11 protein-coding genes are annotated in these 14,002 nt (G+C 62.8%); 5 read left to right on the top strand and 6 right to left on the bottom strand.

The window, feature by feature from the left end:
• Positions 1-74 precede the first annotated feature (74 nt).
• The 5 genes from LRS11_RS09275 to LRS11_RS09255 are packed head-to-tail and all read left to right on the top strand — an operon-like array spanning position 75 to position 5,622.
• Positions 75-3,143 (top strand): DUF748 domain-containing protein, encoded by a 3,069-nt coding sequence (locus LRS11_RS09275; RefSeq protein WP_260496533.1) that lies wholly within the window; start codon positions 75-77, stop codon positions 3,141-3,143.
• 4 nt (positions 3,144-3,147) lie between these two features.
• Complete coding sequence (locus LRS11_RS09270) at positions 3,148-3,444, top strand: DUF2845 domain-containing protein (RefSeq protein WP_260496532.1); 297 nt, start codon at positions 3,148-3,150, stop codon at positions 3,442-3,444.
• 60 nt (positions 3,445-3,504) lie between these two features.
• A complete protein-coding gene (locus tag LRS11_RS09265) occupies positions 3,505-3,807 on the top strand; it encodes a DUF2845 domain-containing protein (RefSeq protein WP_173209373.1) in 303 nt (100 codons plus the stop codon).
• A 47-nt stretch (positions 3,808-3,854) separates the two neighbouring features.
• The gene (locus tag LRS11_RS09260) at positions 3,855-4,142 is read left to right on the top strand and encodes a DUF2845 domain-containing protein (protein ID WP_260496531.1); all 288 of its coding nucleotides are present in this window, start codon (positions 3,855-3,857) and stop codon (positions 4,140-4,142) included.
• 25 nt (positions 4,143-4,167) lie between these two features.
• On the top strand, positions 4,168-5,622 hold the full coding sequence (locus LRS11_RS09255; RefSeq protein ID WP_260496530.1) for a rhomboid family intramembrane serine protease: 1,455 nt from the start codon (positions 4,168-4,170) through the stop codon (positions 5,620-5,622).
• A gap of 227 nt (positions 5,623-5,849) precedes the next feature.
• On the opposite strand, the gene LRS11_RS09250 is transcribed toward LRS11_RS09255, so the two are convergent.
• From LRS11_RS09250 to infB, 6 genes are all read right to left on the bottom strand, one after another.
• Positions 5,850-7,265 (bottom strand): DUF4013 domain-containing protein, encoded by a 1,416-nt coding sequence (locus LRS11_RS09250; RefSeq protein ID WP_260496529.1) that lies wholly within the window; start codon positions 7,263-7,265, stop codon positions 5,850-5,852.
• A gap of 108 nt (positions 7,266-7,373) precedes the next feature.
• On the bottom strand, positions 7,374-9,479 hold the full coding sequence (gene pnp / locus LRS11_RS09245; RefSeq protein ID WP_260496528.1) for a polyribonucleotide nucleotidyltransferase: 2,106 nt from the start codon (positions 9,477-9,479) through the stop codon (positions 7,374-7,376).
• 213 nt (positions 9,480-9,692) lie between these two features.
• Positions 9,693-9,962, bottom strand: coding sequence for a 30S ribosomal protein S15 (gene rpsO / locus LRS11_RS09240; protein ID WP_182831975.1), 270 nt, complete (start codon positions 9,960-9,962; stop codon positions 9,693-9,695).
• A 121-nt stretch (positions 9,963-10,083) separates the two neighbouring features.
• Positions 10,084-11,001, bottom strand: coding sequence for a tRNA pseudouridine(55) synthase TruB (truB, locus tag LRS11_RS09235; RefSeq protein WP_260496527.1), 918 nt, complete (start codon positions 10,999-11,001; stop codon positions 10,084-10,086).
• Position 11,002: 1 nt separating this feature from the next.
• Complete coding sequence (gene rbfA, locus LRS11_RS09230) at positions 11,003-11,380, bottom strand: 30S ribosome-binding factor RbfA (protein ID WP_182831977.1); 378 nt, start codon at positions 11,378-11,380, stop codon at positions 11,003-11,005.
• 99 nt (positions 11,381-11,479) lie between these two features.
• A complete protein-coding gene (gene infB, locus LRS11_RS09225; RefSeq protein WP_260496526.1) occupies positions 11,480-13,984 on the bottom strand; it encodes a translation initiation factor IF-2 in 2,505 nt (834 codons plus the stop codon).
• Positions 13,985-14,002: the final 18 nt, after the last annotated feature.

The raw sequence follows: 14,002 nt of genomic DNA, 5'->3' as shown, positions 1-14,002 counted from the left end.
CACGGCAATGGCCCCACTTTAAAATAGCCATGCCATACTTCCGGGCATCTCAGCCTGGAAGTTGAAGTCGCGCCATGCCCAACGGATTGAAACGCGCCACGAGCGCACTGCTGATCGCCATCGCTCTCTACAGCCTGCTCGGTTTCCTGATCCTGCCCGGCATCGGCCTGCGTGTGGCCAACCAGCAGCTGGCCCAGTACGCCACTGTTCCGGCGCGCCTGCAACGTATCGAACTCAACCCCTTCAGCCTGGAGCTGAGCCTCTGGGGCCTGCATATTGGTGAGGCAGACAAGGAGCAGATCGCCTTCGATCGCCTGTACGCCAATCTGCAACTGGATAGCCTGTGGGGCGGCGCCCTGCACCTGGCCGATATCGAGCTGGAGAAGGCCCGCACTGAACTGCTGTTCGCCAAGGACGGTACGCTCAACCTGACCCAGCTGTTCAAGCTGCCCGCCAGTGCGGAGCAACCGCCTGCGACCGAGCCGAGCGAACCCTTTCCGCTGCGCATCGAGCGCATCGAGCTGATCGAGAACGGCCTGCATTTTCGCGACTTGCGCCCCAGCGAGCCGGTCGAGTTCGTCTACGACTCGCTCAACCTGGAGCTGAAGAACCTCAGCACCCTGCCCGATGACAATGCCGAGATGAACCTGATCGCGCTCGGCCCATACGGCGGGCGTATCGACTGGCAAGGGCAGATCAGCCTCAGCCCGATCAGCTCCAGCGGCCAGTTGAAGGTCACCGATGGCAAGTTGAAAGGCGTCTGGCCCTATGTGCGCGACGCCCTGCCACTGGTGCTGGAAGATGGCGTGGTCAGCCTGAGTACCGACTACCGCCTGAGCCTGGCCAAGAGTACGGAAGTGTTGCTGAGCAACACCTCGGTCGATCTCAGCAACTTCGCCATCAAGAGCCCGGAGGACAAACCTCTGCTGCGCCTGGCCAGCCTGAACGTCGCCGAGACCAGCCTGGACCTGGCCAAGCAACAGGTCATAGTCGGCAAGATCCGCAGCCAGAAACTGGAAACCTGGGCCGCCCGCGAGAAGGATGGCCAACTCGACTGGCAGAAGCTGTTGGCCAGCCAGCCGAGCAAACCCACACCCGCGCCTGCCTCAGCTCCGGCTCCGGCTCCGGCTCCGGCTCCGGCTCCGGCTCCGGCTCCGGCTCCGGCTCCGAACGAGGATGGCACAGGCTCCACGCCGACTAGCCCAGATAACAGCGCAAGCGCTGCCGTAGCGACCGGCGAAGCGCCTCCGGCAGCGCAAGGCGCAGCCACAGAGCCGGCTCCTGCTGAGCCTGCGGCCGCCACCGAGCCGGGCAAACCCTGGCAAGTGATCCTGCGTGACGTGCAGTTGCGCGACTACCAGATCCACCTGGCCGATCGCGCGCCTGGCAATGAGGTCAAGGTCGAGCTGGGCCCGCTCAACCTCGATCTCAAGGACTTCGACAGCCTGGGCACCTCGCCTTTTGCCCTCAAGCTCGATACCGGTCTGAACCAGAAGGGCCAGCTCAAGGCCGACGGCCAGGTGCAGCTGACCCCGACCACGGCCAAGCTGCAGGTTGTTACCCGCGATATCGACCTGCGTCTGGCCCAGGCCTATATCAGCCCCTTCATGCGCCTGGAGCTGCGTAGCGGCCTGCTCGGCAGCGACCTGGCCGTCGACCTGAAAAGCGTCGAGCCACTGGCTTTCAGCATCGGCGGACGCGTCGAGGTCAACCAGCTGCACACCCTCGACACCCTCAAGGAGCGCGACTTCCTCAAGTGGCAGCAGCTGGTGGTGGACGGCCTCGACTATCGCCACGGCGCAGGCCTGGCGATCCAGCAGGTCAGCCTGCAACAGCCCTATACCCGCTTCATCATCAATGAAGACCTGACCACCAACGTCAACGACCTGATCATCGCCCAGCCGGCCGAACCGAATGCCAAGGCAGAACCGGCCGGCGAGCCTATGCCGATCCGCATTGGCGGCATCAGCATCGCGGATGGCTCGGCCAACTTCGCCGACTTCAGCCTGACCCCCAACTTCGCCACGGCCATCCAGCAGCTCAACGGCAAAATCGGCACTCTCGACAACCAGAGCCCGAAAACCGCCAGCGTGGATATCAAAGGCAAGGTCGACAAGTACGCACCGGTCACCATCAAGGGCAAACTCACCCCCTTCGACCCGATGAACAGCCTGGATATTGCCACCAGCTTCAAGAATGTCGAACTGACCACCCTCACCCCCTACTCCGGCAAGTTCGCCGGCTACCGCATCCGCAAGGGCAGGCTCAACCTCGACCTGCACTACCAGATTGAGAAAGGCCAGCTGAATGCCGAGAACAAGGTGCTGGTGGAAGACTTGCAACTGGGCGAACAGGTCGACAGCAAGGATGCCGTGGATCTGCCGATCCGCCTGGCCGTGGCCCTGCTCAAGGACACCAACGGCAATATCGAGATCGCTCTGCCGGTGCAGGGCAACCTCAACAGCCCGGAATTCAGCGTGATGCCGATCGTCTGGCAGACCCTGCGTAACCTGGTGCTGCGTGCCGCCCAGGCGCCCTTCAAGTTCATCGCCGGCCTGGTCGGCGGCAGCGAGGTCGATCTCAGCCAGGTGCAGTTCGCCGCCGGCAGCGATGAGCTGGACGGCGCCGCGCAGAAGGCCCTGGATACCCTGGCCGCCGCCCTCAAGGAGCGCCCGGTGTTGCGCCTGGAAGTCGAAGGCATGAGCGCCCAGAGCAGCGACGGCCCACCGCTCGCCGCGGCACGCCTGGAGCGCGAATACCAGAACACCTGGTACAAGATGCTGCAGCGCCGCGGCGATGCGGTGCCCGCCGAACCGGAGCAGTTGGTGGTCGACGAGGATGACAAGGCGGTGCTGCTGGAAGGCATCTACCGCACCCGCCTCAAGCAGCAGCCGCCGGCCGAGTGGGCCGAGCTGCCGGACGAGGAGCGTGGCGCCAAGCTGAAAGACGCCGTGCTGCAGTCCTGGGGGCAGAGCGAGTTGCTCCTGCGCCAGCTGGCCCAGGCCCGCGCCGCCAGCATCAAGGACTATCTGGTGGAGCGCGGCGGCCTGGCCGATCAGCGCATCTACCTGCTCGACGTCAGCAGCAGCGAGGCCCTGGCCGACGGCCAGGTCGCCACCGCCCTGCACCTGGGCAGTGAGTAAGGCGATGCCACGCCAACTGCTTTGCCTGGCCCTGCTGCTACTTGGCAGCGGCCTGGCCCAGGCCGGCAGCAGCATGCGCTGCGGCACGCAATTGGTCAGCGAGGGCGACCGCGCCTTCGAGGTCGAGCGCAAGTGTGGTGAACCGAGCTACCGCGACCTGGTCGGCTACACCCTGGGCAGCTATGACCGGCGTGAATTCAAGATCGAAGAATGGGTCTACGGGCCGAACAACGGCATGCTCAGCATCCTCACCTTCGAAGGCAATCGCCTGATCCGCATCGAAACCCGTCGCGGCCGCTGACAGCCGGCAAAAGCCGGTGTAGGCTGCCGGCCAATAGCCCCCTGCGGTGTGGAACTCTCGATGCGCAACGCCCTGCTGATCGTCCTTGGCCTGCTGTTCGCTGGAGCTGCACAGGCCAGTTCCACCCTGCGCTGCGGCAGCAAGCTGATCAGCACTGGCGACCTGGCCGGCGAGGTGCTGGACAAGTGTGGCGAGCCAGTCAGCCGCGACTTTCTCGGTTACCGCGAAGTGGTCGACTACTACGGTTACGCCAGCGAAGTGGCCATCGAAGAGTGGATTTACGGCCCACGCAACGGCATGCTTTATTTCCTGCGTCTGGAAGGCAATCGCCTGATCAAGATCGACAGCAAACGCGGCGACTGAGCAGCCAATCTGCACATTACCCTCCCCCATGAACAAGGATGCTCTAGATGAAAACTCTCGTTATCGGTGCCCTGCTGGCTGCCTGCAGTTTCTCCGCCGCCGCCTCCATGCGTTGCGACAACGGCATCGCCAGCGAAGGTGAGCGCAGCAGCGAGGTGCGCATGAAGTGCGGTGCCCCGGCCAGCCAGAGCGTGATCGGCTATACCCTCAATGCCCAGGGCGAGCAGGAGTTCAAACAGGAAGAGTGGGTCTATGGCCCGCGCAACGGCATGTACTACTTCCTGATGTTCGAAGCGGAACGCCTGAAGAGCATCGAGAGCAAGCGCGGCCAGTAACACCTTCGCGACACGGAAGTAAGTCATGCTGATCATCCCGGCCGAACACCCGCTGGACTGGAAACGCCCGCCCGTCATCACCCTGCTGCTGATCCTGCTCAACACCCTGATCTACTTCGCCTACCAGGGTGGCGATCAGGCGCGCGAGGAAACGGCGGTGCGCACCTACCTCGACGGCGGCCTGCTCAATCGCGAGCGGGCACTCTTCACCGAGGACTTCAGCCAGCGCCGGGAGCTGGACCGGGACGAGCGCGAATACCTCGACGGCATGCGCCGCCAGGACCTGGCGGCGCTGATCCTGCATGACCTGGAGTTCGAACACGGCCTGCACCAGCGTGCGGAATATCGCGCTGACAACGCCTGGCAAGCGGCGCGGCAGAAGGCCGAAGCGGCGCGCGACCAGATCAGCAGCATGCGCTTCGGCTTTATCCCGGCCCGGTTCACGGTCGAGGGCCTGTTCGGTGCGATGTTCCTGCATGGCAGCTTCGACCACCTGCTGGGCAACATGCTGTTCCTCTTCATCTTCGGCTTCGCCCTAGAAATCGCCCTGGGTCGCGCCGTCTATCTGGGCCTGTACCTGCTCAGTGGCGTGGCCTCGCACCTGCTCTGGTGGGCGCTGGATCCGGTCTGGGTCAGCGGAGTCGGTGCCTCCGGGGCGATCTCCGGGCTGATGGGCATGTACCTGGGCGTCTACGGCCTGCGCAAGATCAACTTCTTCTACTGGCTCGGCCCGCTGTTCGGCTACTTCAAGGCGCCGGCGCTGTGGATTCTGCCGGTGTGGATGGGCAAGGAGCTGTACGGCCTGCTGCTGGCCGAGGGCAACACCAACTACTACGCCCACCTCGGTGGCCTGGGCGCCGGTTTCCTCGCCGTGTGGCTGCCGCGCCTGGGCGGCCGGCTCAAGGTCGACGAGGCCTACCTGCACAAGGAGGACCCGGACGCGCAGTTCAAGCGCGAACTGGCCGCCCTCGATCAACTGCTCAGCCAGTTCGCCCTGGATCAGGCCGCCAGCCGCGGGCCGGACCTGCTGGCGCGCTATCCCGGCCGCCCGGCACTGCTGGAACGCCTCTACGCGGTAGCCCGCGGGCGCCAGGACAAGGCCCTGCTCAGTGGCGTACTCAAGCAACTGTTTGCCCTGCCCGAGCACAGTGAAAGCTTGGTCCTGCTAAGGCGGATTGCCGATGACAGCGGCGAAATGGAGCAACGCCTGCTGCAGCACCCGGCCGTGCAACTGCACCTACTGTCACCGCTGATTCGCGCCGGCGAGGGGCAGCGCGCACTGGGCGCCTGGCGCCGCCTGAGCCGCAGCACGCAACTGCCGTCGCAGTTTCCCGTACTGACCCTGCAGCTGGCTCGCCAGCTCGGTCAACGTCAGGATCTAAGCGGCGTCAGCGAGCTGAGCCGCTTCCTGCGCCAGGCCTTCCCGGAAGCCGAGCAGACCCAGCAACTGGCCTTGTACCAGCAGCATCTGGCGCGCTGAGCGTAGCCCGGATGCAATCCGGAATTGTCCCCCGGATTGCATCCGGGCTACGGATTGTTAGAACCTGTTGACGATCTCGCGAGCTAGAGCCAGACAAGGCGCTACGTTAGTAACAGCCTCCGGCTGGTCAAACGGCCGAGGGAGCGGAGTTTACAAGTTGTAAATGAGCATCCCGAGGCCAGTTTTAACGCGGTATGGCCGACGCGCAGCAGATCGTAGACAGGTTCTCAGCTACGCTCGGCCAAACGCTGGATAGTCGCTTCCAACACGGCGACCTCAGCCAGCAGGGGCGACTGCGGGTAACGCGTGCGGATAAACCCGAGCAGCTTCTGCGCCGGCTCTAGCTGCCCTAGGCCCTCGGCAAAACCACGGGCGGCCAGCAGGTAGGCACGGGCAATGAAGGGGTAATCGGGGAAGCGCTGATGCAGGTTGCGCAACAGGCTCAGGCCCTCGCGGATCTTGTGCCGTTCGATCAGGGCCTGTGCCACGCGCTCACAGACCTGGGCATCGTCCGGCAGGTAATCGGCCTGCAACCGCCGCGCATTGAGCAACGCCGTAGCCGCCAGCGGTGGATTCAGCCGCGCCGCCAATGGCAGGTAATGAGCCAGATGGCGCAGGCAGCGCTCTGTGGCATTCAAGCCATAGAGCAACTGATGGAAGCGCTCGTTCAGCTTGAGGTCATTGGGCAGGCGCTCCAATGCCAGGGTCAGTATTTCCAGGGCTGGACTGCTCTGCCCTTCCTTGAGGCGGATCTCCGCTTCGGCCAGGGCCCGCCGCCGCTGGTACTCCTCGGCAGGGAAACCGGCACTGCTGCCCTCCTCGGCCACGGCAAAGCCCAGCGCGCCCTGATACTGGAACACCGCGTAACCCATCATGGCGCACATCACCACGCTGAAATAACCGAACAGCAGGGTGGCAATCGGCATCAGCACCACTCTCGGCAAGCCGTTCGAGAGCATGTAGGTGACCCAGTCCGGTGACTGCCAGAGAATGAACAGGAACACCCAGAGGATCAGGTAGCGCCAGCCCATGGCCTTGATCACCTGGCCGATTTCGTCCGGGTTCAGCGCAGCGCCCAGGGTCTTGTCCAGCGCCAGGCGGATGATGCAGGCCGGGATCACCAGCTGCACGCCCAGGCTGACCGCCCAGAACAGCGCCTCACTGTCGAAGTCGGCTGCCAGCCACTGCGCACCGAAGGCGATGAAGAAGATCACCAGCAAACGCCAGAACAGGCCAAAACCTTCGATATCGAAGGCCGTGCGCAACGCGGGCGCATCGCGACCACCCTGGCTGGCCGTCTCGATCACTGTCTGCAGGTATTTGCAGGCCACACAGAACAGCGCCAGCCAGAGCAGCATCGAGGCCGGCATGAACAGACTGGCCAGGGCCAGCGCCACGGCGAACAGCAAGGGCCCCTGCTGCAAGCCATAGAGGAAGAATTGCGGAATGCGTTCCCAGAAAGGCTGGGCGGTATTCGCCGCGCCGAGAAAGGTCAGCCGCTGGCGGCACAGCGGACACACCGGTTCCTGCTCCGGCGCATCGGCATTCAGCGGAATGCAGCAGTCGCCGAAATCCCGCTCGCACGGCACGCACTGCCAGGTAGCGGGTTGTGCGGGGTGGTAACGGCAGTAGGTAATGTCCATCGCCAAACATCCTTGTGGGTACTACGCGAGCCGCCATTGTCCCGGCAAATCGCAGGCAAAAAAAGAGGGCCCGCAAGCGGGCCCTCCTCTTTACTGCCTGACTACGGTTTAGACACCGGAAGCCTTGGCTGCTGCAACGTCTTTGATCGACAGCTTGATACGGCCGCGGTTGTCCACGTCCAGTACCAGTACTTCAACTTCCTGACCTTCTTTCAGAATGTCGGTGACTTTCTCAACGCGAGCGTCGCTCAGCATGGAGATGTGCACCAGACCGTCCTTGCCCGGCAGGATGTTGACGAAGGCGCCGAAGTCGACGATGCGCTCGACCTTGCCGACGTAGATCTTGCCGATCTCGGCTTCCGCGGTGATGCCCAGTACGCGCTGACGCGCGGCCTCGGCCGCTTCCTTGGTTTCGCCGAAGATCTTGATCGAGCCGTCGTCTTCGATGTCGATCGAGGCCTTGGTCTCTTCGCAGATACCACGGATGGTCGCGCCACCCTTGCCGATGACGTCGCGGATTTTGTCCTGGTCGATCTTCATCGCGATCATGGTCGGGGCGTTAGCCGACAGCTCGCTACGCGACTGGGCAATCACCTGGTTCATCTGGCCGAGGATGTTCAGGCGCGCTTCCAGGGCCTGGCCCAGGGCGATTTCCATGATCTCTTCGGTGATGCCCTGGATCTTGATGTCCATCTGCAGTGCGGTGACGCCATTGGCGGTACCGGCAACCTTGAAGTCCATGTCACCCAGGTGATCTTCGTCACCGAGGATGTCGGTCAGAACGGCGAACTTCTCGCCTTCCTTGACCAGACCCATGGCGATACCGGCAACCGGCGCCTTCATCGGCACACCAGCGTCCATCAGGGCCAGGGAAGCGCCGCACACGGAAGCCATCGAGGAAGAACCGTTGGATTCGGTGATTTCCGAGACCACGCGGATGGTGTACGGGAACACGTCGGCGGCCGGCAGCATGGCCTGCACCGAACGACGGGCCAGACGGCCGTGGCCGATTTCGCGGCGACCGGTGGCGCCCATGCGACCACACTCACCGACCGAGTACGGCGGGAAGTTGTAGTGCAGCATGAAGGGGTCTTTGCGCTCGCCTTCGAGGGTGTCGAGCAGCTGTGCGTCACGCGCGGTACCGAGGGTGGCAACCACCAGAGCCTGGGTTTCGCCACGGGTGAACAGGGCCGAACCGTGGGTCTTGTCGAGCACGCCGACTTCGATGTTCAGGCCACGCACGGTGCGGGTGTCACGGCCGTCGATACGCGGCTTGCCGTTGACGATGTTCTCGCGCACGGTGCGGTATTCGATTTCGCCGAAGGCTTCTTTGACTTCACCGGCGGAAGGCTGGCCTTCTTCACCGGAGAACTTGGCAACCACCTGATCTTTCAGCTCGCCCAGACGCGCGTAGCGGTCCTGCTTGATGATGATGGTGTAGGCCTGAGAGATGGCCTCGCCGAACTCGCTGCGGATAGCATCGAGCAGCACGGTGTTGGCGGGCTTGGCTTTCCAGTCCCAGGTCGGCTTGGCGGCTTCGGCAGCCAGCTCGGTCACGGCCTGGATCACGGCCTGGAATTCGTCGTGGGCGAACAGCACGGCGCCCAGCATCTGGTCTTCGGTCAGCTCTTTGGCTTCGGATTCAACCATCAGCACGGCGTCTTTGGTACCGGCCACGACCATGTCCAGGCTGGAAGCCTTGAGCTGCTCGTAGGTCGGGTTCAGCAGGTAGCCGGTTTCCGGGTGGAAGGCGACGCGCGCGGCACCGATCGGGCCGTTGAACGGGATGCCGGAGATGGCCAGGGCAGCCGAGGTACCGATCATCGCTGCGATGTCCGGATCGGTCTTCTTGCTGGTGGAAACCACGGTGCAGATGACCTGCACTTCGTTCTGGAAACCTTCCGGGAACAGCGGACGGATCGGACGGTCGATCAGACGCGAGGTCAGGGTTTCTTTTTCCGAAGGACGCGCTTCGCGCTTGAAGAAACCACCGGGGATCTTGCCCGCGGCGTAGGTTTTTTCCTGGTAGTGCACGGAGAGCGGGAAGAAGCCTTTGCTTGGGTCGGCAGTCTTGGCGCCGGTTACGGCGACCAGGACGGTGACGTCGTCGTCAACGGTGACCAGCACTGCGCCGGAGGCTTGACGGGCGATACGGCCAGTCTCGAGGGTTACGGTCGATTGACCGAACTGGAACTTCTTGATTACCGGGTTCACGGTGTTTTCCTTCTCTTTGTTGCCTTGGGGAAACGGGTGGAGCGAGGGGCGAGCCCCCCGAAAGTCTGTTCAGAATCCGGCGCCGCAGCAGCGGATTTTGGACAGGCTCTAAATCATTCCTGCAGAAAGCCAGAAGCTGGAAGCCCGCAGCCGCAAGTGGGTTGAACCCACTCGCCGCTGAAAACTTCCAGCTTCTCACTTCAGGTGTACGTCTTAACGACGCAGACCCAGGCGACCGATCAGGGCGCTGTAACGCGAGGCATCTTTGCCCTTCAGGTAATCCAGCAGCTTACGACGCTGGTTAACCATACGGATCAGGCCACGACGGGAGTGGTGGTCTTTGCCGTTGGCCTTGAAGTGGCCTTGCAGCTTGTTGATGTTGGCGGTCAGCAGTGCAACTTGCACTTCCGGAGAACCGGTGTCGCCTTCAGCTTGCTTGTAGTCGGTTACGATTTGGGCTTTTTCTTCAACGCTCAGTGCCATGGTAATGGGCTCCTAGAGTGAACAGGCCAGGGACTATTCCCTGTATTAAAAAGTGAGGGGTGACCGTGCCTGTTGACAGCCATCCTCGTACGCCAGCGAACGAATCCGCTGACGGTTTCGGTCATTCCGACCGAATTAGCCGACGCGGCGCAATGCGCCCGTCTTCGCTCACTTCACCGATACCGATGAAGCGACCATTGTGATCCTGCACCCGCACCATGCCGAACTTCGGTGCTTCCGGGGCGCGTACCGGCTGCCCATGCAGCCAGTAGTAGCTGCTGTGTTCGCTGAACTGCAGCAGCGGCCAGTGTTGCAAGCCGCTGTCGGACGGTAGCAGGAAGCGGTCCACGGCCTCGTTGCCACCTTCGGCATGGGCCTGTTCCAGCTCTTCCAGGGTTACCGTCTGCGCCAGGCTGAACGGACCGGCCTGGGTACGCCGCAGTTCGGCAACATGGGCACCGCAACCGAGCAACTGGCCGAGATCCTCGACCAGGGTGCGAATATAGGTGCCTTTGCTGCAGGCCACGCTCAGGCGCAATTGCGACTGTTCGAGGCTGAGTAATTCCAGGCGCGCAATAGTAACAGAACGCGCCTCGCGCTCCACTACTTCACCGGCTCGCGCCAGCTTGTACAACGGCTGGCCATCCTTCTTCAGGGCCGAGTACATCGGTGGTATCTGGCTGATTTCACCGCGAAAACGCGGCAGCAGCGCTTCCACATCGTCCCGACCGACGGTCACCTCACGGCGCTCCAACACATCACCCTCGGCATCGCCGGTGGTGGTGGTCACGCCGAGCTGGGCCAGGGTCTCGTAACCCTTGTCGGCATCCAGAAGATACTGGGAGAACTTGGTCGCCTCACCGAAGCACAGCGGCAACACGCCAGTGGCCAGCGGGTCGAGGCTGCCGGTGTGACCGGCCTTCTCGGCATTCAGCAGCCAGCGCACCTTCTGCAGCGCGGCGTTGGAGCTGAAACCGTGCGGCTTGTCGAGCAGGATGATGCCGCTGACATTGCGGCGGATACGTTTGACCTGAGCCACGTCAATCGTCCTGATGCTTGCTGTCTTCGGCGACGGCACGTTCGATCAACGAGGACAGGTGCACGCCGCGGGAGATGCTTTCGTCATAGTGGAAATGCAACTGCGGCACGCTGCGCAGTTTCATCGCCTTGCCGAGCAGCATGCGCAGGTAACCGGCAGCGTCATTCAGTACGCGCACGTTCTGGCGAATCTTTTCTGGATCGTTCTCACCCATGACGGTGATGAAGATCTTGGCGTGACCGACATCACGACTGACTTCCACGGCGGTAACGGTGACGAAGCCCAGGCGCGGGTCCTTGACCTCACGCGGGATCATCTGCGCCAGCTCGCGCTGGATCTGGTCGCCGATACGCTGGGTACGGCTGTATATCTTGGCCATTTTCCTTACCTCTCCCGCCGGCACTGCCAGCGGGTACAAAAGCGGCAAACGCCCGGCCGCGCTATGCGGGGCCGGGCGTTGCGTATTGCAGCTCGCGCGTTACAGCGTACGAGCCACCTGGACCTTCTCGAACACTTCGATCTTGTCGCCGACCTTGACGTCGTTGTAGCTCTTCACCGCGATACCGCACTCCATGCCATTCCGCACTTCGGACATGTCGTCCTTGAAGCGGCGCAGGGATTCCAGCTCGCCTTCGAAGATCACCACGTCTTCGCGCAGGACGCGAATCGGACGGTTACGGTGCACGACACCTTCGACCACCATGCAACCGGCGACCGCGCCAAACTTCGGCGAACGGAACACGTCACGCACTTCGGCGATACCCAGGATATTCTCGCGAACATCGCTGCCGAGCATGCCGGTCAGGGCTTTCTTGACGTCTTCGATGATGTCGTAGATCACGTTGTAGTAACGCATGTCCAGGCCTTCGGCCTCGACGATCTTGCGCGCACCGGCGTCGGCACGCACGTTGAAGCCGAACAGCACCGCGTTGGAGGCCAGCGCCAGGTTGGCATCGGATTCGGTGATACCACCGACACCGCCACCGACCACACGCACTTGCACTTCGTCGTTGCCCAGGCCGCTGAGCGAACCCTGCAGCGCTTCCAGCGAACCACGGACGTCGGATTTAAGGACGATGTTGAGCGTCTTCTTCTCTGCCTGGCCCATGTTCTCGAAGATGTTTTCCAGCTTGCCAGCATGCGCGCGAGCCAGTTTGACTTCGCGGAACTTGCCTTGACGGAACAGGGCCACTTCGCGGGCCTTCTTCTCGTCGGCAACCACGGTCATGTCGTCGCCCGCATCCGGGGTACCGTCCAGGCCGAGGATCTCGACTGGAATCGACGGACCGGCTTCCTTGATCGGCTTGCCGTTCTCGTCGAGCATGGCACGCACGCGGCCATAGTTGACGCCGACCAGGACCATGTCGCCCTGACGCAGGGTACCGTCCTGTACCAACACGGTGGCTACCGAGCCACGGCCCTTGTCCAGGCGCGACTCGACCACAACGCCGCGGCCCGGAGCCGACGGAGTAGCTTTGAGCTCCAGCACTTCGGCTTGCAGCAGGACGGCTTCGAGCAATTCGTCGACACCGGTACCCATTTTCGCCGAGACATTCACGAACGGCGTGTCGCCGCCCCACTCTTCCGGAATCACATCCAGCGCGGCCAGGCCGTTCTTGATGTTGTCCAGGTTGGCACCCGGCTTGTCGATCTTGTTCACCGCAACCACGATCGGCACGCCAGCCGCTTTCGCGTGCTGCACGGCTTCCTGGGTCTGCGGCATCACGCCGTCGTCCGCCGCCACCACGAGGATGACGATGTCGGTCGCCTTGGCACCACGCGCACGCATCTGGGTAAACGCGGCGTGGCCCGGGGTATCGAGGAAGGTGACCATGCCACGGTCGGTTTCGACGTGGTAGGCACCGATGTGCTGGGTGATGCCACCGGCTTCGCCGGCTGCCACCTTGGCACGACGAATGTAGTCGAGCAGCGAGGTCTTACCGTGGTCGACGTGACCCATTACGGTCACGACCGGCGCACGATGGAAGGACTCACCTTCGAACTTCAACGATTCGGCCAGCTGCTCTTCCAGGACGTTGTCGCTGACCAGCTTGACCTTGTGGCCAAACTCTTCGGCGATCAGCTGGGCAGTTTCCTGATCCAGCACCTGGTTGATGGTCACCGGAGTGCCCAGCTTGAACATGAACTTGACGATTTCCGCGCCCTTGACCGCCATCTGTGCGGCCAGGTCGGCCACGGTGATGGTCTCGCCAATGTTTACATCACGCACGATCGGCCCCGTTGGGCTCTGGAACCCATGTTGATTACGCTTCTTCAGCTTGCCCTTGCCACGACCACCGCGACGGAAACCATCGGTCTCTTCGTCGACAGTACGCGGAGCAACACGCGGAGCCGGTGCCTTTTCCTTGACGGTCGGGCGATGCTGGGTGGTCTTGCGATCACCACCGCGACGATCGGCATCGTCGCTGCGGGCTTTTTCCGGACGGCGCTGTTCTTCTTTCTTGCGCTCAGCCGCGGCCAGATCGATTGCCGCAGCGGCCTCGACCGGAGCGATAACCGGAGCCGCTGCCGGAGCAGCCACTGCATCCGCTACAGCGCCTGCAACAGCTGGCTGCTTGCGAGCTTCTTCCTCTGCACGGCGAGCAGCTTCCTGCTCGGCCTTCAGACGAGCCGCTTCCTGAGCGACGCGCTGCTCTTCCAGCTCGCGCTGCTTCTCGGCTTCGATCTCGTCAGGGCTGCGCTTGACGTAGGTTTTCTTCTTACGCACTTCCACGCTGATGGTCTTGCTACCAGCGACTTTCAGGGTGGTAGTGGTTTTGCGTTGCAAGGTGATCTTGCGCGGCTCTTCCAGTTTCTCGCCGTGGCTGCTCTTGAGGTGGGCAAGCAGAGCTTGCTTCTCATTGTCGGTCACAACTTGCTCGGCACTGGTGTGCGGCAGACCCGCCTCACGCATCTGCTGCAGCAGGCGCTCTACCGGTGTGTCGACCACTTGGGCCAGTTCTTTCACCGTGACTTGCGTCATGCACTTCTCTCCTCAGGC

Origin of the sequence: Pseudomonas sp. J452, from assembly GCF_024666525.1 — a bacterium.
In the GTDB taxonomy this organism is placed as follows: Bacteria; Pseudomonadota; Gammaproteobacteria; order Pseudomonadales; family Pseudomonadaceae; genus Aquipseudomonas.
This window is presented reverse-complemented; position numbering and strand designations above follow the sequence as displayed.